Source organism: Staphylococcus sp. LKG4-2 (genome assembly GCF_050955665.1).
Lineage (GTDB): Bacteria > Bacillota > Bacilli > Staphylococcales > Staphylococcaceae > Staphylococcus > Staphylococcus saprophyticus.
Map to the genome: position 1 here is coordinate 146,700 of NZ_CP194532.1, position 20,409 is coordinate 167,108.

At 33.7% G+C, this 20,409-nt stretch carries 18 protein-coding genes and 1 pseudogene; 3 read left to right on the forward strand and 16 right to left on the reverse strand.

What is annotated here, in order from left to right; all coding sequences use genetic code 11:
* Positions 1–14: 14 nt before the first annotated feature.
* From ACM6UH_RS00710 to ACM6UH_RS00725, 4 genes are all read right to left on the reverse strand, one after another.
* Positions 15–2,273: a 3-hydroxyacyl-CoA dehydrogenase/enoyl-CoA hydratase family protein gene (locus tag ACM6UH_RS00710; protein WP_064205719.1), complete on the reverse strand. Its 2,259-nt coding sequence runs from the start codon at positions 2,271–2,273 to the stop codon at positions 15–17.
* A 58-nt stretch (positions 2,274–2,331) separates the two neighbouring features.
* Positions 2,332–3,540: an acyl-CoA dehydrogenase family protein gene (locus tag ACM6UH_RS00715; RefSeq protein WP_011304013.1), complete on the reverse strand. Its 1,209-nt coding sequence runs from the start codon at positions 3,538–3,540 to the stop codon at positions 2,332–2,334.
* A gap of 90 nt (positions 3,541–3,630) precedes the next feature.
* Complete coding sequence (locus tag ACM6UH_RS00720; RefSeq protein ID WP_047505128.1) at positions 3,631–5,157, reverse strand: class I adenylate-forming enzyme family protein; 1,527 nt, start codon at positions 5,155–5,157, stop codon at positions 3,631–3,633.
* 17 nt (positions 5,158–5,174) lie between these two features.
* On the reverse strand, positions 5,175–6,749 hold the full coding sequence (locus ACM6UH_RS00725; RefSeq protein WP_047505126.1) for a CoA-transferase: 1,575 nt from the start codon (positions 6,747–6,749) through the stop codon (positions 5,175–5,177).
* A 435-nt stretch (positions 6,750–7,184) separates the two neighbouring features.
* On the opposite strand from ACM6UH_RS00725, the pseudogene ACM6UH_RS00730 reads away from it, so the two are divergent.
* Positions 7,185–7,451: pseudogene (locus ACM6UH_RS00730) on the forward strand (BCCT family transporter); the annotation flags it as partial.
* Between the two features lie 238 nt (positions 7,452–7,689).
* On the opposite strand, the gene ACM6UH_RS00735 reads toward ACM6UH_RS00730, so the two are convergent.
* From ACM6UH_RS00735 to ACM6UH_RS00745, 3 genes are all read right to left on the reverse strand, one after another.
* The gene (locus tag ACM6UH_RS00735) at positions 7,690–7,953 is read right to left on the reverse strand and encodes a TetR-like C-terminal domain-containing protein (protein ID WP_011304018.1); all 264 of its coding nucleotides are present in this window, start codon (positions 7,951–7,953) and stop codon (positions 7,690–7,692) included.
* Between the two features lie 50 nt (positions 7,954–8,003).
* A complete protein-coding gene (locus tag ACM6UH_RS00740; RefSeq protein WP_063489087.1) occupies positions 8,004–8,804 on the reverse strand; it encodes a Cof-type HAD-IIB family hydrolase in 801 nt (266 codons plus the stop codon).
* Positions 8,805–9,132: 328 nt separating this feature from the next.
* Entirely contained in the window at positions 9,133–10,554 is a 1,422-nt protein-coding gene (locus ACM6UH_RS00745) for an APC family permease (protein ID WP_069804925.1), read from the reverse strand.
* 292 nt (positions 10,555–10,846) lie between these two features.
* Here ACM6UH_RS00745 and ACM6UH_RS00750 point away from each other — a divergent pair, with 292 nt between their 5' ends.
* On the forward strand, positions 10,847–11,680 hold the full coding sequence (locus ACM6UH_RS00750) for an aldo/keto reductase (protein WP_048787569.1): 834 nt from the start codon (positions 10,847–10,849) through the stop codon (positions 11,678–11,680).
* Positions 11,681–12,146: 466 nt separating this feature from the next.
* On the opposite strand, the gene ACM6UH_RS00755 is transcribed toward ACM6UH_RS00750, so the two are convergent.
* Complete coding sequence (locus ACM6UH_RS00755) at positions 12,147–12,446, reverse strand: hypothetical protein (protein WP_011304021.1); 300 nt, start codon at positions 12,444–12,446, stop codon at positions 12,147–12,149.
* Positions 12,447–12,822: 376 nt separating this feature from the next.
* Between ACM6UH_RS00755 and ACM6UH_RS00760 the strand changes: the two genes are divergently transcribed.
* Positions 12,823–13,056, forward strand: a complete 234-nt coding sequence (locus tag ACM6UH_RS00760) for a FeoA family protein (RefSeq protein ID WP_011304022.1) — start codon at positions 12,823–12,825, stop codon at positions 13,054–13,056.
* Positions 13,057–13,116: 60 nt separating this feature from the next.
* Here the strand turns inward: ACM6UH_RS00760 and ACM6UH_RS00765 are convergent, their stop codons facing one another.
* The 8 genes from ACM6UH_RS00765 to rsmG form a co-directional block, all read right to left on the reverse strand.
* The gene (locus tag ACM6UH_RS00765; RefSeq protein ID WP_162009580.1) at positions 13,117–13,182 is read right to left on the reverse strand and encodes a type I toxin-antitoxin system Fst family toxin; all 66 of its coding nucleotides are present in this window, start codon (positions 13,180–13,182) and stop codon (positions 13,117–13,119) included.
* Between the two features lie 187 nt (positions 13,183–13,369).
* A complete protein-coding gene (locus tag ACM6UH_RS00770) occupies positions 13,370–14,764 on the reverse strand; it encodes an RES family NAD+ phosphorylase (RefSeq protein WP_433911972.1) in 1,395 nt (464 codons plus the stop codon).
* Between the two features lie 357 nt (positions 14,765–15,121).
* The gene (locus ACM6UH_RS00775; protein WP_002441941.1) at positions 15,122–15,217 is read right to left on the reverse strand and encodes a type I toxin-antitoxin system Fst family toxin; all 96 of its coding nucleotides are present in this window, start codon (positions 15,215–15,217) and stop codon (positions 15,122–15,124) included.
* A 302-nt stretch (positions 15,218–15,519) separates the two neighbouring features.
* A complete protein-coding gene (locus tag ACM6UH_RS00780) occupies positions 15,520–16,278 on the reverse strand; it encodes a MerR family transcriptional regulator (RefSeq protein ID WP_069795223.1) in 759 nt (252 codons plus the stop codon).
* Between the two features lie 109 nt (positions 16,279–16,387).
* Positions 16,388–16,951: a helix-turn-helix transcriptional regulator gene (locus ACM6UH_RS00785; protein WP_047505113.1), complete on the reverse strand. Its 564-nt coding sequence runs from the start codon at positions 16,949–16,951 to the stop codon at positions 16,388–16,390.
* A 193-nt stretch (positions 16,952–17,144) separates the two neighbouring features.
* On the reverse strand, positions 17,145–18,602 hold the full coding sequence (locus tag ACM6UH_RS00790; protein ID WP_433911973.1) for a carbon starvation CstA family protein: 1,458 nt from the start codon (positions 18,600–18,602) through the stop codon (positions 17,145–17,147).
* 207 nt (positions 18,603–18,809) lie between these two features.
* On the reverse strand, positions 18,810–19,649 hold the full coding sequence (locus ACM6UH_RS00795; RefSeq protein WP_002481957.1) for a ParB/RepB/Spo0J family partition protein: 840 nt from the start codon (positions 19,647–19,649) through the stop codon (positions 18,810–18,812).
* Between the two features lie 40 nt (positions 19,650–19,689).
* The gene (rsmG, locus tag ACM6UH_RS00800; protein WP_011304027.1) at positions 19,690–20,409 is read right to left on the reverse strand and encodes a 16S rRNA (guanine(527)-N(7))-methyltransferase RsmG; all 720 of its coding nucleotides are present in this window, start codon (positions 20,407–20,409) and stop codon (positions 19,690–19,692) included.

Genomic DNA, 20,409 nt, shown 5'->3' on the forward strand with positions numbered 1-20,409 from the left:
GTACTGATTCATAATTAGTTGCGTAGTGGTTTACCAGTTTCTAAGATATGAGAAATTCTGTCATATGTTTTTTTGTTTTGTAACAATTCTAAAAATCTCTCTTTTTCAAGCTTTTGCAAATATCTTTGATTGATATATGTGTTACGAGGAATATCTCCACCGCCTAATACTTCAGCCACTTTCAACGTAATCTCGTAATCATAGTCACTAATGAAATGACCTATACGCTGCGCATCCAACTGTCCTTCTGCCAGCGCTTTAAAGTCTTTGCCTAAAGCAATATACTGTGCTTTTGGTGTTGGAATATAGTTTGTTTGCGATTCATAACGCGCTCGGTTTAAAGCAACTTCGACACGTTTTTCTGTATTTAAAATAATTGTATCTGTATTTCTTAAATAACCATATCTAACCGCTTCATATGCGTTAGTTGATACTTTGGCAAAGCCGATTTGCATGAGTATATCAGTAATTGATTTTTGTTTGTCATCATTTTTATGGTTTGTGCGAAGAATTCTATCTGATAACTCTGCAAGTCCGCCACCTGCAGGTAATAATCCGACACCTGTCTCAACTAGACCAATATATGATTCACTGGCAGCAACAACAATCGGTGAATGTAGTACAAGCTCACAGCCACCACCAAGCGCTTTACCTTGTACAGCTGTAACAATCGGTTTAAGCGCATATTTTAATCTTGCAAAGACATGATGCAGTTGCTCAACGGCTGCACCGACTTCTTCTACAACGCGTCCTTCTTCATGTGCTTGTTTCATTTGGAATAAGTTTGCACCGACACTGAAATTAAATCCACCTGCGTAAATCACCATGCTACTATAGTCTTCACGCTCTAATGTATCGATAGCTTCAAGTAAGTCATCAAGGAAGCTATTTGAAATAACATTATTCTTACTTTGTAGTTTTAGTAATAATTGATCTTTATTTGCTACAGACAGATTAGAATCTGATCTATCCCATAGTTCTTGATCAATATATTCCGCTACGGGCGTAATGCGCTCGATAGTCTCACCTTTCGCATAAAATGATTCATTGCGTTGCTCTATCCAATCAGGTAACTGTCCTACCTCTTCTTTCATACGTGCTTTCACACGTTCGAAACCCATTAAATCCCATAATTGGAATGGACCTTGTTTCCAGTTAAAGCCCCATACAAGCGCTCTATCAATGTCTTTGAAAGATTCTGCCGCTTTAGGTACATTAATTGCTGAATAATAGAAGTTATTTCTTAGCGTCTCCCATAAAAACACACCAGCATCATCTTGTGCATTAAAAATGACATCTAAATTTTTAGCTAAATCTTTGCCGAATTGACCTAATATTTCTAAATGTGGTTTCTGTGGCTCAACATAATCATTTTGTTTAGGATCAAAGACGTAACGCTTTTTGTTTACCTTTTTATAGAATCCTTGTTTTGTTTTATTGCCGAGTGCACCTTTTTCTGCAAGTTTTTCGGATAGTTTCACATCATGGAAGAATGGTTGTTCTTCAGGTATTTGTTGTAGTCCTTTAATAACTGCAATCGCGATATCAAGACCTACCAAATCTGATAAACCATAAGTTCCCATTTTTGGACGCCCGATACTGCGACCTGTCAGTGCATCTACTTCTGTGATTGAAAATCCTTGTACTTCTGCGCGATACATAATGTCGTTCATTGTTTGTGTACCAACACGGTTCGCTACAAATCCAGGTACATCGTTAGCAACGATAACACCTTTACCTAACACGTCTTCAGCAAAACGTTGCACGCGATCGACAACCGATTTCGAAGTCTTGCTATTAGGAATCACTTCAACTAATTTCATGATGCGTGGTGGATTAAAGAAATGCATTCCGAAAAATCTTTCTTTGTCACTATCTTCAAAGACATCTGCAATTGATTCGATTGGAATACCTGACGTATTCGTGGCAAATATTGCTTCGTCTTTAGCCACGTCTTTCACTTTGTTCCAAATTTGATGTTTGATATCAACTTCTTCTTTTACTGCTTCAATATAGATATCTGCATCGTCTTCCCCTGCTAAATCCTCATTAAAATTACCGTACGTCAGGTTAGAGGCAAATGATAAATCGAATAATTGTGGACGTTTAGGATTTGTGATAATTTCATATGCTTTTTTTGAAATTTTATTTGGTTCGTTCTCGTCAATCACAATATCTAGTAATTTTACTTTTAATCCTGCGTTGACTAGTAGCGCAGCAATTTGACTCCCCATTGTTCCTGCACCTAACACCGTTGCTTTTCTTATTGTCATACTAAACCCTCCAAATTTAATGTTCTGAATTAATGCGTTATATCAATGCGTTCATCTATTAGATAAACGCGGAATCACCTGTCAATGCACGGCCTATGACAAGTGCGTTAATTTCATGTGTACCTTCATATGTGTAGATAGCTTCTGCATCCGCAAAGAATCGGGCAATATCATACTCACCAGCTAGAATACCATTTCCGCCATGAACCCCTCTGCCCATCGCAACAGACTCTCTTAGACGTAAGGCATTCATCATCTTAGCTGTAGAAGTAGCCACTTCATCATATTCTCCATTTGCCTGCATGCGCGCCAATTGTGCACATGTTGCCATGGCTTGTGCAAGATTTCCTTGCATCATGGCTAATTTCTCTTGAATTAACTGGAATTTACTAATTTCTTTACCAAATTGTTTACGCTTCGTTACATAATCTGTTGTGGCTTTTAACGCACCTGCCATAGCGCCTGTCGCCATGTATGCAACGCCTGCACGTGTTGAGTAAAGTACTCGTGCAATATCTTTAAAGCTATTAATATTTTGTAGACGTTGTTCTTCTTTGACGACTACGTTGTTCAAATGAATATTTGTATTCGGTACGATACGTAAGGCAATTTTATTTTCAATCACATCGATTTCGACACCTTCTTGACTGGGTTCGATAATAAAGCCTTTAGGTTTGCCAGTTTCTACATCAACTGCATAGACTGGAATCACATCTGCTACATTGGCACCGCCAATCCATTTCTTCTGTCCATTGATAATCCATTTATCACCATCTCGTTTGGCAGTGGTTTCAAGACCGCCAGCAACATCAGAGCCATGTTCGGGTTCTGTTAATGCGAAACAGGTACGTAATTCATGTGATTGTAATTTCGGTAAATAGTAAGCTTGTTGTTCTTTACTGCCTCCAAACCAAAATGAATTATGACCGAGTCCTTGGTGTACACCGAGTAATGTTGCTAGAGATACATCAAATTTCGCTATTGTATACGACATAAAGAATTGGAATAATTGGCTAGGCGTTTTTTCACCTTCACGTCCCTCAAAAAGCAATGGATTTTGGAAGTAATTTAATTTTCCTAATTCCTCAAAATAGTCTTCAGGCTCAGTTGCATTTAACCAATGTTCATTAACAGAATCACGATATTTTTCTTCTAACATATCGTTAAGTTGTTTTAATAATTTCACTTCTCCTTCCGTTAAATCTTTTGCGATACTTAAAATATCTTCTGGGTATAATGCTTTGATTACTTCTTCTTTTGTTGGCATAATATAAACCTCCATTTATTATGATTGCGCTTACATTTACAGTTAAAAATTTTTCCAACTTTTAAATACATCCTGCTTCAAATCGACGGGTTATGTTAATTCGTCTTTACTTTGGTCTTGCTTTTGCGCTTTGTCATTCATATATTTTTGAATTTCTAATTTATCTGGTTTCGATGTTGAGTTTAATGGAATATGTGTTAATTTGAGATACAATCTCGGTATTTTATAACCCGCAATATGTTCTCGCATATGTGCATCTAATTTCTGTTCAAAATCTGGATCATCTTCTGTTAAAACAACTGCTGCTGAAACTGACTCCCCGTATTTCGGACTATCATAACCGACCACAACACCTTGAGCGACAAGTGGATGTTCTGATAGTACCCTTTCAACTTCGGAAGGGAGAACATTTTCACCGCCAGTAATAATCATCTCTTTGCGGCGATCCACTATATAAACATCTCCATCTTCATCTATCTTGGCTAAATCTCCTGTTAAGAAAAATTCACCACTAAATGCTTTGGCTGTTTCTTCTGGTTTATTCCAATAACCTGGCGTCACATTATTACCTCTAACGCCCAGTTCTCCAATTTCTCCAACTTGTGCTTCTTCAAAATTATCATCGAAGATACGGATATCTGTGAACATCACGGGTTGCCCAATACTCGCTGGTTTACGTTCGTTATTCGCTGCTGTATTGACGCTGACAAGTGGTGCCTCTGTTAAACCATAACCTGTAATAATAGGAATTCCCAAGCTCACAAATTTTTTCTGTACAGTTGGTAAAGGCGCTGCCCCCCCTTGTATGAGGAATTCAATATTGGCAAAGTTCTTTAAATCAAAGTTGTCAGCAGCCAACATGGCGTAGTACATCGTTGGGATTTGAATTAAGAAATTCGGTTGATATTGAGCCATTAAATCATTTAATGATTCACCGTTAAAGTACCGTTGTAATACCAATGTTCCACCTGCCATTAATAATGGAATCGTTAAGTCATTAAATCCTAGTACATGAAACATCGGTGTTGAAATAATGGTTGTATAGGATGCGTATACTTTGTATGTCAATGCTGTGTTAATTGGATTATTTACAAATGAATCATAAGAGAACATCACGCCTTTTGGTAATCCTGTCGTACCACTCGTGTACATTAAAGATGCTAAATCATCACCTTCAACACTAACCGTTGTAAAAGGACGATGATGGGTTGGATCAACGATATCATCATATGTCTTAGAATCAATATCCATATGAATCAGTTCATCTGCGATGCCTTCTAAACTTGATAAATGCTTTGCTGAATAAAATATTAATTTCACATCAGAATCAGCAATCACGCTTTCAATTTCCTGTGTCTTTAATCGCCAATTAATGGGCAAATACACAGCGCCTAGTTTGAATGAAGCAAACAATAGGTCTAATAACGCAACATCATTTGGTGAAAAAATACCAACAACATCACCACGTTGAACCCCTTGTTCTTGTAGATAATTCGCCAAGTTCTCTGCTCTAATATTTAAATCTTGATATGTCCATTCTGTACCTTTGAATGGATCAATGACCGCTGCTTTTGGTTCGTCAAACGTTGCTCTTGTTTTAATCCAGTCGTAGTTCATATTTTTCTCCCCCTTATTTAAATACGATAATCCGACTTAATTGCTTGAGCCAATCCTCCCCAGTGCGCTTGATAGATATCACTGTGTGTTAGCTTGATATCATCAGAAAGAATCGGTCTAAAAGCCATGTTGGCTAAAATATCTTGTTCTAAATCTAAACCTGGTGCAATCTCAATAAGTTTTAAACCCTTGTGCGTTAGTTCAAATACTGCACGTTCCGTTACGAAGTAGACCTCTTGATTAAATTTAATTGCATTTTCAGCATTGAAATCCATACTACCCACTTTATCCACAAATTTTGTAGCGCGTCCTTGCGCTTCTACAGTTACTTTATTATTTTCGTATGATAGTTGACCCCCAACAACCATCGCTCCTGAAAATACAATTGTCTTTACTGTCTGACTAATATCTATAAAACCACCGCAGCCGTTCATTTTTTCTCCAAACTTAGACACATTGACATTACCCATCTGATCAACTTCAGCAAAGCTTAAATAGGCAACATCCAAGCCATTGTTATAGATAAAATCCCAAGTCATATCATGTCTCATTCGTGCACTCAAGTTGTAATTCATACCAAAGTGTTCTCGACTACTGATTAATCCACCAAATACGCCCGTATCAATATTAGGCTGAACTAAATGATTGACTTGTTCTTCCGATAAGACATTAGATAATTCATTATTTATGCCAAAACCAATACTGATTACGTCACCCTCTAATAAAAATTGAGCCGCACGTCTCAAAATCACTTTACGGGTACCTAATGCTATATATGGTTCTCGCATTTCTGTAATTTGATAATGTCCTGATAGTGCTGGATCATATTGCGTTTGCATCACTTGCCTATGCAGTTTAGGATTCGTGTTTACGACAACATAATCGACCAGTTTTCCTGGAATAAATACATCATTGGGATTAAAGTTACCATTTTGAACAACTGCTTTAACTTGTACAATCACTTTTCCGCGATTATTATGTGTTGCTAATGCTAAGCTATATCCTTCACCAAGATGTGCTTCATGTGTCATGTATATGTTGCCATCCATGTCCGCATATGTACCTCTTAATAGCGCAATATCTATGTCTGGAAAGTCATACTGTAAATATGTCTGATGATTAATTTCAATCAACGATACTAAATCTTCGGTCGTGCGCTCATTGACTTTACCACCTGTATACCTAGGATCTACATTGGTGTTCAGGCCAATTTTAGATATGGTACCTGGTGATGCTTGCGTCTTACTTCTGTAATGTGTGGTAATCACGCCTTGAGGTAAGTAATACGCTTCGATCTCGTTATTGCGCATTGCATTGATTGTTGCCGGTGACGCTGTGATGATACTTGTGATTAATCGCTTAATCATACCCCTTGTTGTAAACGCATCTAAGTCATAGCTATCGCCACGATAATCACTAATATCATTTGCTAACATAAATGTAAAATCTGTAAACGATTGATCTTCATCATTATATTCGACTAACGTTTTGAGTATCTCAGCTGGTAAATTAGCCGTTGATAAGGCTGCCAGAGCTATAACATCACCTTTATTAATGATGCTTGTCAATTTTGAAAATGGAATAATTTTCATATAGGTGTCTCCTATCTTTATTTAATCCAATCTGTTATAAGCTTTCCCCTTTAAAAAGCGCTCCTTTTTATGTAAATGTAAGCCCTTACATGTAATATAACATTATTTTTGAAAATTATGCAAAAATTTTAAATTTTACAAATTAAGATTAACTATTTTATGGCTTTATAACGGGGTTTGAGCAGACATAAATTCAAATTAATGTTTTAACACATCATGTCTAGTTGACTCATCATATTTACTTTATTAATGCTGATGATTTACAGCATTTCTATTTTTTTAAAATTTAGATTTCGACATTATATTATTTAATATTTTCGTTACAAAAATATTAATTATTTTTTATACATCGTTGCTTTTATAAACATTTTATATAGTTGTAGCATTCGCATAAGTTTTTATCCTTAACAATGTTTAAAAATATAAGGAGGGTTTATTTTGGAATCTAATGAACAAAAATTTAGCGGAAAAAAGCTTTCTTCTGTTTTTACTTATAGTCTTATTCTTACAGCTATCGTTGTATTATTAGGTGCTATTTTCCCTAATCAGTTCAATACCATAGGGACAAACATTACGGGTTGGATTACAGAATACTTCGGTTGGTATTATATGATTATCGTTGCATTGATGATATTCTTCTGTGTCTTCTTAATATTTAGCCCTATTGGTAAATTAAAGCTCGGAAAACCTAACGACAAGCCAATCACTATAATAACGCTCAATAAGATTAAATAGCATATTGTCACCAATGATTGGGATTTTCTTTATGTACAATAAATTCACTAATATGGCGTATGCAATACCTGATAAAAGAAACGGCGTAAGGATAACTGTCACTTTTTCAAAAAATGTTAATGTAATCTTGTTCATATTGATTGCTCCTATATATCTATTAGATGTTTGTCATTCAATTTCACGATAAATATCTCACATACTTCATTTAAAAGGCTTGCTTTACAATACCCACCGTCCCTACGGTCACAATATTATAGAAATGATGAACAAATTCACGCTTATCTATTCTATTGTCATCTTTGACCCAGTGTTTCAGTATGGAAATACCGGCACCTGATACATAACTCATAAAGTAATCAAATGGCATATTGCCAATTTTGTCATCCGCATTTTTATACGCACTTAAATGACTATATATCAGGGTATATAACTTTTCTTGCAGTATGGATGCTTTACCAAGTTCAAACATGGTTTTTTAAAAAGCGTTTTCATAAAATTAAAAACATTTTTTATGATTAATTATTTAAAACCAAGTAAAAGATTAAGTGTTTGAATGACACCATCTTCATCATTATTTTTGGCGATTAAATTCGCTTCTGCTTTCAACTCTGGGTATGCATTATCCATCGCTACTTTATATTTAGCCGCTTTAAATAAATCAATATCATTCATACCATCACCAAATGCGATTGTTTCCGCGGGACTAATTTGTAATAAATTTTGAATACGACGTATCGTCGTCCCTTTATTAACACCTAAATCTGCAATATCAATCCATTCCTCATCAGATGCAATAATATAAACGTCTGACTCATAGTGCTTAATTTGCTGTGCCGTCGCTTTACAATTTGCTTTAGGATCATGCACTGAAATTTTCAAAAAATCTTCCTCAACTTCTGAAAAATCATTAATATAGGTCACTTCTTGATACGAGCCATGTACAATTCTTTTCTCTGCTTCAGAAATATGATTGAGTACATATGCACTAGATGCCGTACAACCTAAAATCGTTTGCGTCGAATCAATCTCACTAATTGCTTGGATAATTTCTTGCCCTTTATGATGATCAATCGTGGCATTGTATATAAACAATCCATTATATTTAGTTCTAGTAGCACTATCTCCAACGATAAATGTATCTTGCGCTAAATCCCCAACGATATTTTCAACGCGCTCACATTGTTTACCAGTACAAAACACAAAACGAATGTGTGCTTGTGCACAGTGTTCTTTCAATAATTGAAATGATTCACTATTGAATTGACTATTACTATTTAAAAAAGTTCCATCCATATCCGTCACAATAAGCTTGATATTCATTAAAAATCCCCTTTATTAATATATTTATATTAATTGTATCTATTTATATATTAAATGTATATGAAGACGTTTTCCTAGCTCAAATCGTGTTTAGTATTGCCAATGAACTCGGACATAAATACCATTTATACGTCATTTTATATCACAATGCTTTTAAAAAAATAAGGCCCTTTCGTATAATTTAATAAATACTACTAAACTAAATTAACGAGGGGCCTTATAGATAAAGGTTATAATATCACTCAACTTACACTACCAATAGCAACTTCAATGTTAATTACTGTGATGCTATTGATCGATTGGATCGTTTTATTTTTATTTGAACTACTTATTTTTGCTGACGATTCGTTTTCACTAGATAAAATAGATAATACACAATACCAATGATAAACCAAATCAATGTATAGAGCTTAGCCTGTCCACTTAAGCCCCAAAATACAGCGAATACACACACAAAGATAATGATTGGCATGATTGGATAAAATGGTAGTTTAAATGCTGGCATTGGCAAATCTTTTCCTTCTCTCTTACGTAAGGCATAGATACCAACCGTAACGAACATAAATGCTACCAAAGCACCTGCAGAAATTAATTGTGCAAGGAAACCAAACGGAAAGACTGCACCAATAACTACAGCAACAATAGAAAGTACAATCAATGCACGATTCGGTAGATTTTTATTGTTTAATTTTCCAAGCCAAGACGGAAGGATACCATCCCGACCAAATGAATATAATAAACGGGAACCAGCCAACATCATACCGATTAAGGCAGTAAACATACCAATAACTGAAATGGCTTGAACAATGACAGCAATCGTACCATAGCCACTTGTACGTAATGCCCATCCAACTGGCTCTGCATTATTTTTATATGAACTATAGTCAAACATGCCGACTAGCACAAGTGCTACAACAATAAAGAGCGTTACGGCAATCAGTAGCGAACCTAGTATACCTCTTGGCATTGTTTTCTGTGGATTAATCGCTTCACCAGAATTAGCTGCTATTGAATCAAAACCAATATATGCTACGAAGATGACTGAACTTCCAGCATAAATACCTTGCCATCCTCCAAATGCGCCTGCTGCAGTTTCTTTATATTCAGGTATAAACGGAACGTAATTTCCAAGATCTATCACTGATACCCCTACAATAATAAATAAAAAAATCGCGAGTACTTTAAGTACTACTAATATATTTTGAACACGTGCTGTTTCAGAAGTTCCACGAGATAATAACAAGGCAGTAATAACAACGACGACTGCTGCTATCAAATCTAAGATACCGCCATCCGTACCCAATGAGTTAGAAAGTGAATTCGGTAATGAAATATGGAAAGGGTCTAACAGCCCTCTTAAATTAGCAGAAAAACCTGAAGCAACGAAAGATACGGCAATCAGATATTCAGCAATTAATGCCCATCCAACAATCCATCCAAAGAACTCTCCAAATAAAATACTAATCCAAGTATATGCAGAACCCGCAAAAGGCATTACCGTTGCCATTTCAGCATAGACAAATGCGACCATTGCAGCAACAATCGCCGCCATTAAAAAAGATAAGCTAACAGATGGCCCCGTATGATCTGCTGATACAACACCAGGCAGTGTAAAAATCGCTGTAGAAACAATTGTCCCTACACCTAGCGCTAAAAAGTCTTTTACACGGAGTGTACGTTCTAGATGCGCATCTTTATTTTGGTATCGAGATACATCTTCTTTTCGTAATAAGCTTTGTATAAGATTCATTTTTTACTTCTCCTTGCTATTTTTAAAACAAACATGTTTTTAAGTATAATGATTTTTGAATCTGATGTATATGCTATTGAAGAAAGAATTAACTTTTCTTGTATTTTCATATATTTTACAAAGTTATCCGTTAATCACCTACCTTATATTCAGGGACTTTTTTACATCACTTATTTTCTTGGCATTATCTATTGCACGGGTACTTTAAAGTGCGTACTTACTTTTTTAAAGTATGCCCTTTAAAATAATAATTATCGTCATAATACGAATTTAGATAAAAAGGAGTTTTTTGATGCAATATACAACATTTAATAATGGACATACGATGCCTCAACTAGGTTTAGGCGTTTTTAGAGTGGAAAATAATGATACGGCAAAGGATGCTGTTAAACATGCAATTGTTAGTGGCTACCGTAGTATTGATGCTGCTTTCGTATACGGTAATGAAGAAATGGTCGGTCAGGGCATTCAAGAAGGCATCCTTGAAGCTGGTATTCAAAGAGAAGATTTGTTTATCACATCAAAATTATGGTTAGACCACTACGGTAAAGATAACGTTCAAGTAGGTTATGAAACTTCATTAAAGCTTTTAGGCTTAGATTACTTAGACCTTTATCTTATTCATTGGCCAGGTACTGATCAGTCGCTAATGATAGAAACATGGGAAGGCATGGAAGCATTATATAATGATGGAAAAGTCAAAAACATTGGTGTCAGTAACTTTGATATTGAACACCTTGAAACTTTAAAAGCACATACTTCTATCAAACCGGTCATCGATCAAGTGGAATTCCATCCATACCTTATACAACAATCATTAAGAGATTATCTTGCTTCTGAATCTATTCAAATGGAATCTTGGTCTCCTTTAATGAATGCTGAAATTCTTACAGATGAGACAATCGTCGCAATCGCTAATGAAATTGGAAAATCCCCAGCTCAAGTCGTTATCAGATGGAATATTGAGCATGGTGTGGTGACTATACCTAAATCAGTCACACCACATAGAATCGAAGAAAATATAAATATATTTGATTTTTCATTAACGCAAGCACAAATCGCACGCATCGATGCGTTAAATCAAGATCGTAGAATTGGACCAAATCCTTTAGAGTTCAACGGATAGTATACTCATTTTCCCTCATAAAAGAGCCTTAGACATTTAATGATGTCTAAGGCTCTTTTTCAATTAAGCAGTAGATGACTGAATTGAAAATACCCTTGTATCAAGCTTTTTTCAATTCTAGTCATCCTTGCCTTGATTGCATAGGTAGGACTACAAAATCTCTATTAGAAAATTGGATTTTTGTCCCTCTCCGTTATTTTCAATTCTAAGTTGTCTTTGAAAAAAGATGCTATTCATTCCGTAATTAATTAAAACTTCCTAAATCAGCAACTTTAATAAATGTTTTGATTTGAGGATTATACATGTGTTCACCCTAATTTTTTGAATTTACAATAGACTTGTAGGTTATACTTCGTACGCATTTATTTTAACATTAAAAAAATACCAATAAACTTTAGCGTATCGTTACTTCATTCCAAAGTTTATTGGTATGCTATTCTAGCAGGTCATACAGTACGTTATACGTTTAATGCTTCATGCGTTGTAACACTTCTAACTGTATTACTTTTAATGCTTCATTATATTCACGATTTGTACTTTCTTGTGCATTAATAATTAATAAATCAACCAATTCTACGTCGCTTTTCTCACTGACTTCATGTTCAAATTGATGCAAATGTTCTTCTGAGGTCTTCGCATTTTGCTTTTCTATCTGATAGTATTGATCGGCCCCCAATCCACCTTCTTCAATCATGACAGAAATACCATTTGAACGTGTTTCGTTTACTCTTTTTACTTTAATACGTTTATTTTCACGGATAGCCATTTGAATCCCTCCTAACATTCATGTGCATTTGACAAACATCAACTTCATTTTTATCACATCTGCTACTTATTGGATTGAGATCAAATCACCTAGTTGCCGTTAATCATTATGTATAGTCATATTACATATTCAATATAAAACATTATTGTTTCATATTTCGATAGTATCTATAGTGTAATATTACATATAAGTAAATACAATCTCTTTGCTCACTTTTCTATACCCTTTTTCTAATATCATTATCCACGTTAAAGTTGTATGCATACAGCAATAAAGTTTAACAAAATGTTTATAAATTTAATATTTATACCACTTCTATTGCACTAAACCTAATTATATAATTGATAATGATTATTATTGTGAAAGAGTGATGTATATGTTGAATTTAAAGACTGGCGTTCTAGAAAAAAATTACACAGTAACTGATTTAAAAATTAGAAACAAGCACATGCTTCAGCGTCTCCATGCATTAGGTTTAACTCATGGAACCAAGATAAAAATCAAACAAAAATGTTTATTTAAGGGACCCTGCATTTTAGAAATAAATGGTCAAAATTTAAGTATCCGTGGTTGTGACGCATGTCAGATTTTCAAGGATATTTGCATTTGATGCACCGAACCCCTCACTACTCGCAATAGTGAGGTTTTTTGTAGATGTAGTTATTGTATCCTATTTATATTTACGTAACCAATGCGTAAATAACGCAATAATACAAACACTTATGATTGTGCACAAAGATTTCCAATGAGAACAGCACTTCCTCCAAATTCAATTTGACGAATGATAAATAGGTGAGACTATTATAATACTACTTGTTAACAAATAAAATTTCCTATTCCTTTAATCATAATTTATGTAAACAATAAGAGAAATTTCATATTTGAGATAATCTTATCATAGCTATAGTGTACATCTTTTAACTTCATTTATAATGATGAATTAAAAAGTCTACTTCTTTCTTGGATAAAACCTCATATTCACCTCTTTTTAGCTCATTTGTAGCGTGATCAAATAAATTAAAATTTAAATCATTACGGTGTTTTAATGATTTACTACTTCTAATAACAAGACCACCATAACCACCAAATTTAATACATTCCGCAATGAACCTAGGTAATATATATTCTTGATAGTTATTTGAGGTTTTAGGCCTTAGTAATATATCTAAAAGATGACTATCAATTTTAGTAAAATCAGCTAGCTTCAAATTATTATTATATAAGTACTGCTGAACATGGTAATACTTTGAATGTTCGTCATACACTTCTAATAACGAAATTTCTTTTTGATTAGCAGTATATAGTAGAGATTGGCCATAAGAATCAAAGCGTCCACCTCTTGAAATATCATAAGGTGTAATACTCATTTGCTCATATGAAAATGGAAATTTATCCTTTTTAGTTCTGGTTTTATAAAGTGTTAGTTCTTCTGCAGTTTCGAATAAACCTATATTAAAACTTTGGATTTCATCATAAATTTTCTTGCCAATTTTATGATTTAAAATAAGCATTGGAGTATTTTGAATATACCTAATAAATTCAAAAAGTTCTTTTTCGCTAAATCCTAAATTTTCATCATAAAGAGCATAAGCGTCAGAAATACTATTTATGTCAGTATATTCATCACTATCTTTTCTTTTTAAATATGTACTATGGCCTCTAATTCTAGTTGCTGTAAAGTTCTCTTTGAATCCCACTCTACCAAATAAATCGAAATGATTTTTGGGAACTATTAGTTTGTTAATATCAATAGTTTTATTAAAGTTAGTGTAAAAAGCAGATGACGGTATCTTATAATTAAAGTTTTTGATGGTACTGAAATAAGAAGGTTTATTATAATTTAAACTTTTTAAAATTTTATCAGTTACCGAATAATTATATGTATTGTATAAATTGATTTTGCCAATTATATTATTGAATTTAGTTGTATTTGAATACGCTTTATTAATAGCGTTATTAGCTAATAGTGAAGGATTTTTAATAGGATAAGTATAATTGGTAGAAATTAATGAATTTGTTTTTTTATTAAGTAACCCTATTGCATTAAGCACAGATGTATTGTAAACGGTAGGATTAATAACGTTATTGTTGAATTTATTGGTATTTAAAATTGCTTTATTAATAGCACTACTAGTTAATAGTGAAGAGTTATTTATTGAATTGATATAACTAGTATAAATTGGTTTGTTTCTTTTCTTATTAATTGGTGATATATCATACACATTCGTTTTTTTAGGTATAAAGTCAATAAAAAATAAAAATTTATTATTAAGTATATCTTCATAATTTTTTATACAATATTGGAAAAAAGTTTTCATAATTCATATTTAATGATCACACCTTTCAATGCTATTAAAGCTATTATATTAGTATTTTATACAATTATAAGCAAATAAATTAATATTTTGAAAAAATTAAAACACATGCATAATATTGCATGTGTTTTTGTTACGCTTATAAAGGTTATATAAAATCTTTCACTTAAATAATTAAGTATATATTTCTACTATCCCATTCCCTTTATATTAAATATTTATATTTCACAATTTCGATTTTGCATTCCTACCCACTATGATGTTATAATTCAATTAACGAAGGTTATATGCATATAAGCACCAATCCCCTCACTATTTGCGGTAGTGAGGGGATTTTTTGATGCGGCTTAACGTCGCCTTCTATTTATTGCGTTTACTACTAAGCCAATAAGTAAAATACGCAACTGCACAGCCACTAATGACTGGTGCAATGATGTGAACGAAGATCATAAGCATATTAAACACCTCCTTCCGCCGAAAATATCGCCCGCCGGAAGTTAAGGCGACTCTATTATTATACCACCTGCTAATGTATCAGCGTACCTACTTAAACTACGTTGAAGCATATTAAAAAATGCCTCATTTCCAACACTTTTACTACCAAAAACTATAAACTTAAAATTGATTAACTCCCTACTTTTACCATCCCCAAATAATAAAAAGAAGCTAAACAACGTTGTGTTGTCTAACTTCTTAATTAATATATAATCTTTAGCTCGAAAGACATTACCTAAGACGCCCCGCTATCTTATCCGTCTTTATTTCTTAACAAAAGCGATTATGGTATCTCTTAAAAATTGAGCACCACCTTCTACATATTTATCATAATATCTAGAAAATCGTTCATCAGCCACGTACATTTCAGCTAAACCTGCATGTGCTTCTTTAGTATAATCAGACCACGTATACATTAACCATGCTTTATGTTTCGCAGCTAACATTTGCGCAACCTCAGATGATGGATCGCCGGTTTGATATGCTTTGGGTAATAACTCAATAATTTCATTCTCTAATTTACGCCATTCATTATATTCCGCTTCAGTCATATCTTTAAATTTTGCATTACTTTCATCTACAGTCTTGTCACCGTATTTTTCTCTGATTTCAGTACCATATTCATGTTCGTTTTCTTGAATTGCTTGTACTTTCAATCCTTCAAATTTTTCTTTATCTTGCATAGCAATTTCTCCTTTCGTATGCGCAATGGTTTTTTCTACGGTTTCTATAATTTTGTCGAGGTGTGCACGTTTTTGTTTTAAATTTTCAGAATGATTTTCTAAAGCAGTTACTTGATCAAATCCAGGTTGTTGGACGATGTTTTTTATTTCTTCAATACTTACATCTAACTCTCGATAGAATATAATTTGTTGTAGCATGTCTACTTGTTCTTTGCCATATATCCGGTATCCTGATGAATTGATTCTATCTGGTTTAAGCAATCCAATTTGATCATAATAGCGCAATGTGCGAGGACTTACACCTGATAGTTTAGCTAATTGACTTACGGTATATTCCATAATTCACCTCCTGACAAATAACACGTTACACCCTTACGTTACGTCAATCTCAAGGAGAAATTTCTAATTTTTAAAAATCGAACTATCATCCACATGTTTTATATCATACTTATGGCTTAAATAGATATATACTAATTAATACAACTGCGATAAAAATACCCACGACTAATACGAAACTATATATCGAAGTAATTAAATTTCTTAAATTAGATGAATGTACTTCATTTGGATCCTTTCCATTCATAAAAGCTACGATACGATCATAGGTTTGTATTTGATATGATTTCTTAAAACGCTCTACCTTAAATGATGCAATAATACCAGTACCTAATAATAATATTTCTAGTATTAAACCAAATGCTCCCCAGTAATACATCGCAGGTCCAATTAATATTCCTGCTATCAACATCGGCCATATCATTAAATGCGACGATAGATTAAATCTGCTTTCTTTCAACTTACGCTCCATAATCTCCACGTCTCCTTTGACTAAGTCATCTAAAGAAACATCAAACAATGAACTTAGCATCAATAAATTATGAATATCTGGATAGCTTTTATCATTCTCCCAATTAGAAATTGTTTGTCGTGAAACATATAATTTTTCAGCTAAACTTTCTTGAGATAAATAATCGCGTTGCCGATAATATTTAATTTGATGTCCTAAATTCATTGTTCTGCTCCTTTAAGTAGAGATTATGATGATTTTCAATATAAGACTATCAAAGTTCGTTGACATCTGCATCATTTTGCCATGCTTAAATATTTTTACATACTGTTGTCACAGTGAATCAAGACTGCCCTTTAGACATACCAAAGGATAGGAAACTTGTTATATTAGCAAGCTCCTATCCTTTAATATAATATTATGTTGTTTGTTGTTGCTTATAAGATATTTGATAATCCAATTCAAATTTAGCACCTGCTGTGATTTTTTTGTATTGATAACTGAAATAAGCTACCCATAAAATCGTTAGCACAAAGGCTATGATATAACTTAAATTGAGGTCTAAACCCAATCCAATTTTCTGACTTAAAATATAAGTAAAAATATTCCATGTCATAAACACAGCTGGGATTGCCGCCACCCAGAAATTCTTTTTCGCAATCAATAGATACATCGCACCTACCCATAGTGCAACAACCGCTGTTGTTTGATTTGCCCAAGAGAAATATCTCCATAGAATCGTGAAATCAACTTGTGTAAGACCAAAGCTAATAACGAACAATGGTACTGCTACAATAATACGTTTAACAATATTTCGCTGACCATAGTTTAAATAATCTGCAATAATCATTCTAGCGCTTCTGAAAGACGTATCCCCGCTAGTGATTGGTAAAATGATAACACCTAACACGGCGATCGTACCGAATACAGAGCCCAGTAATAGATGTGATGCCTGGCTCACTACTAATGCAGCTTCACCACGTGCTAAGACATCATTCAAACCATTATAGCCATTAAATAAACTCATACCCGCTGCAGCCCAAATCATTGCTATGATACCTTCCGCAATCATCATACCGTAAAAGATGAATCTACCATTCTGTTCTTTATTTGTTGTTCTAGAAATAATCGGTGTCTGTGTCGCATGAAATCCAGACAATGCACCACAAGTTATTGTAAAGAATAGTAATGGAAATACTGGCGCCCCATCAGGATGCATATTACTAAAATTTAGTTCTGGAATAGGTGCCCCTGTTTGAATAAGACGGAAACCTATACCTACCGCACTCACTAATAATAATGCGCCAAACATTGGATAAATTCTACCAATGATCTTATCTATAGGTAAAATTGTAGATAATGTATAATAAACAAATATAACAAAAATAATAATACCCAGTGCAATGCGTCCATCCATTAAATTATGTAATAGAAGTGCCGGACTAGTCACAAATACAGTTCCTGTTAAGAGTAATAATAAAATAGAAAATATATTAACAAAGTGCTTCATCACTTGACCTAAAAATTTCCCTGCAAGTTCTGGTAAGTGCGCCCCTTTATTTCTAATTGAAATCATACCGGTCAGATAATCATGTACTGCCCCTGCAAAGATACAGCCTACAACAATCCAAATAAATGCTATGGGTCCATAAAGTGCTCCCATAATAGGTCCAAATATAGGTCCAACACCAGCGATATTTAACAATTGTATAAGCGAGTTAGATCGCGTCTTCATTGGTAAATAATCAACATCATCTCTTTGATCATACGCTGGTGTGGGTCGCTCTTTATTTGGTCCAAACATTTTGTCTATGTATTTTCCATAAGTGAAATAACCCACCACCAATAAAATAATAGCTACAATAAAAGTAATCATGTTACCATTCCCCCTTAGATAACTTGAAAGCGTTTTCTTAATTTAACCATAAATGGTAAAATTTCACAATATTACATTTGTTTTTTATTCTAATTTTATAAATATGTATTTTTGATTTTATTAAACCTTAATTAATACCTAATCATATATATTAGTACAAAAAATAGAGGCTTACCTCGTCTTATCATAGGTAAACCTCTATCACTATTAATGTTTAAATAATTTTATTTTAATTTCATAATAATCATCGTAATCTTTGGCTTGATGCTCATATTTAATACCGCTTTTTTCGATAGAATCTAAACTTTTACCAACCGCTTCACGCGCATCAGTTAAATCTTTTTCAAATTCAAATCTTTGTGCTTTTACTTTTTCAGGGCCTATCTTTTGTTTCACGCGTGCTTCTGTTTGTTTTACATTTAATTTTTGACTTATAACTGTTTCAACTAATATTTCTTGATCTTCTTCTGATAAACTGAGCATCGCGCGCGCATGGCGTTCCGTAATTTTACTTTCACGTAAACGTTCCAATACTTTAGGCGCCAATTTTAATAAACGGAGTTTATTAGCAATAAAGCTCTGACTTTTACCGACACTTTTAGCTAATTCGCTCTGTGTGGTATCCCCGATTTCTAGTAACTTTTTATAAGCTTCGGCTTCTTCAACAACAGATAAATTTTCACGTTGAATATTTTCAATGAGTGCGACTACAGCAGTTTCCTCATCATCTAAATATCTAATAATTACATCAGCGTGCGTTTTACTTAGGCTCTGTAAAGCTCTAAATCTACGTTCACCTGCTATAATCTCAAACATATCCTCTTCAATTGGACGTACGACAATCGGTTGTAGCAAACCATGTTCTTCTATAGATTCTGCGAGTTCTTTAATCTTATTTGGCTCAAATACTTGTCTTGGTTGATAACGGTTTGGCACAATACGTTCCGTATGAATAGATTCAACGCTATTATTATAATCCTCTTCAATATAACCAACGATGTCATCTTTGTTCTTTAAACCAAATAATTTAGAAAAAGGTTTTTTCATTTACTATGCGCTCCCTCTAAATTAATTGTATTGAATTTTACTATTTTTCAAGTAACGGTGATTTATTTGGTGTTCCTGGTTTTCTAGGATATTTCTTAGGTGTTTGACTACGTTTGTCTATGATAATCATCTGTCTTTCACCTGCATCTTCAGGTAGCTCATATGAAATTGTATCAAGTACTTTACCACCTAATACGCCAATACCGAAACGTGCTTCTTCCAATTCTTCTTCACCTTTAGACGATTTCAGTGCTATGAAGTGACCACCTTTTTTAACTAATGGCAAGCATAGCTCACTTAATACAGAAAGTCTAGCAACTGCACGTGCTGTAACGATATCGTAAGACGCCCTGTAGTCTCCCTTACCATAAGTTTCGGCACGATCATGTACAAAACTCACATTGTCTAACTCTAAAGCTTCCGCTAATTGATTTAAAAAGTGAATGCGTTTATTCAATGAATCTACAATTGTAACTTTCAAATTCGGAAAAATGATTTTCAAAGGAATGCTAGGAAAACCAGCACCAGCACCCACGTCACATATCGTTAATTCTTTAGTTAAATCCGTATAAAAACTTGTCGCAATTGAATCATAAAAATGCTTCAAATATACTTCATGTTCTTCAGTAATACTTGTTAAATTCATTTTTTCATTCCATTCAACAAGCATTTGATAATACGTTTGAAACTGTTGTTGTTGTTTATCTGAAAGTTCTATTCCATGTGTACTCAGTTGCTGTGTTAACCATGCTACACTCAT

Coding starts and splice junctions, on each gene's coding strand:
- ACM6UH_RS00755 (WP_011304021.1), bottom strand. CDS start 12,446: ATGGCTATCCGTGAAAATAAACGTATTAAAGTAAAAAGAGTAAACGAA.
- ACM6UH_RS00750 (WP_048787569.1), top strand. CDS start 10,847: ATGCAATATACAACATTTAATAATGGACATACGATGCCTCAACTAGGT.
- ACM6UH_RS00715 (WP_011304013.1), bottom strand. CDS start 3,540: ATGCCAACAAAAGAAGAAGTAATCAAAGCATTATACCCAGAAGATATT.
- ACM6UH_RS00710 (WP_064205719.1), bottom strand. CDS start 2,273: ATGACAATAAGAAAAGCAACGGTGTTAGGTGCAGGAACAATGGGGAGT.
- ACM6UH_RS00760 (WP_011304022.1), top strand. CDS start 12,823: ATGTTGAATTTAAAGACTGGCGTTCTAGAAAAAAATTACACAGTAACT.
- ACM6UH_RS00745 (WP_069804925.1), bottom strand. CDS start 10,554: ATGAATCTTATACAAAGCTTATTACGAAAAGAAGATGTATCTCGATAC.
- ACM6UH_RS00720 (WP_047505128.1), bottom strand. CDS start 5,157: ATGAACTACGACTGGATTAAAACAAGAGCAACGTTTGACGAACCAAAA.
- ACM6UH_RS00780 (WP_069795223.1), bottom strand. CDS start 16,278: ATGGAATATACCGTAAGTCAATTAGCTAAACTATCAGGTGTAAGTCCT.
- ACM6UH_RS00740 (WP_063489087.1), bottom strand. CDS start 8,804: ATGAATATCAAGCTTATTGTGACGGATATGGATGGAACTTTTTTAAAT.
- ACM6UH_RS00770 (WP_433911972.1), bottom strand. CDS start 14,764: ATGAAAACTTTTTTCCAATATTGTATAAAAAATTATGAAGATATACTT.
- rsmG (WP_011304027.1), bottom strand. CDS start 20,409: ATGAGTGTAGCATGGTTAACACAGCAACTGAGTACACATGGAATAGAA.
- ACM6UH_RS00775 (WP_002441941.1), bottom strand. CDS start 15,217: ATGCTTATGATCTTCGTTCACATCATTGCACCAGTCATTAGTGGCTGT.
- ACM6UH_RS00735 (WP_011304018.1), bottom strand. CDS start 7,953: ATGTTTGAACTTGGTAAAGCATCCATACTGCAAGAAAAGTTATATACC.
- ACM6UH_RS00795 (WP_002481957.1), bottom strand. CDS start 19,649: ATGAAAAAACCTTTTTCTAAATTATTTGGTTTAAAGAACAAAGATGAC.
- ACM6UH_RS00790 (WP_433911973.1), bottom strand. CDS start 18,602: ATGATTACTTTTATTGTAGCTATTATTTTATTGGTGGTGGGTTATTTC.
- ACM6UH_RS00725 (WP_047505126.1), bottom strand. CDS start 6,749: ATGAAAATTATTCCATTTTCAAAATTGACAAGCATCATTAATAAAGGT.
- ACM6UH_RS00785 (WP_047505113.1), bottom strand. CDS start 16,951: ATGAATTTAGGACATCAAATTAAATATTATCGGCAACGCGATTATTTA.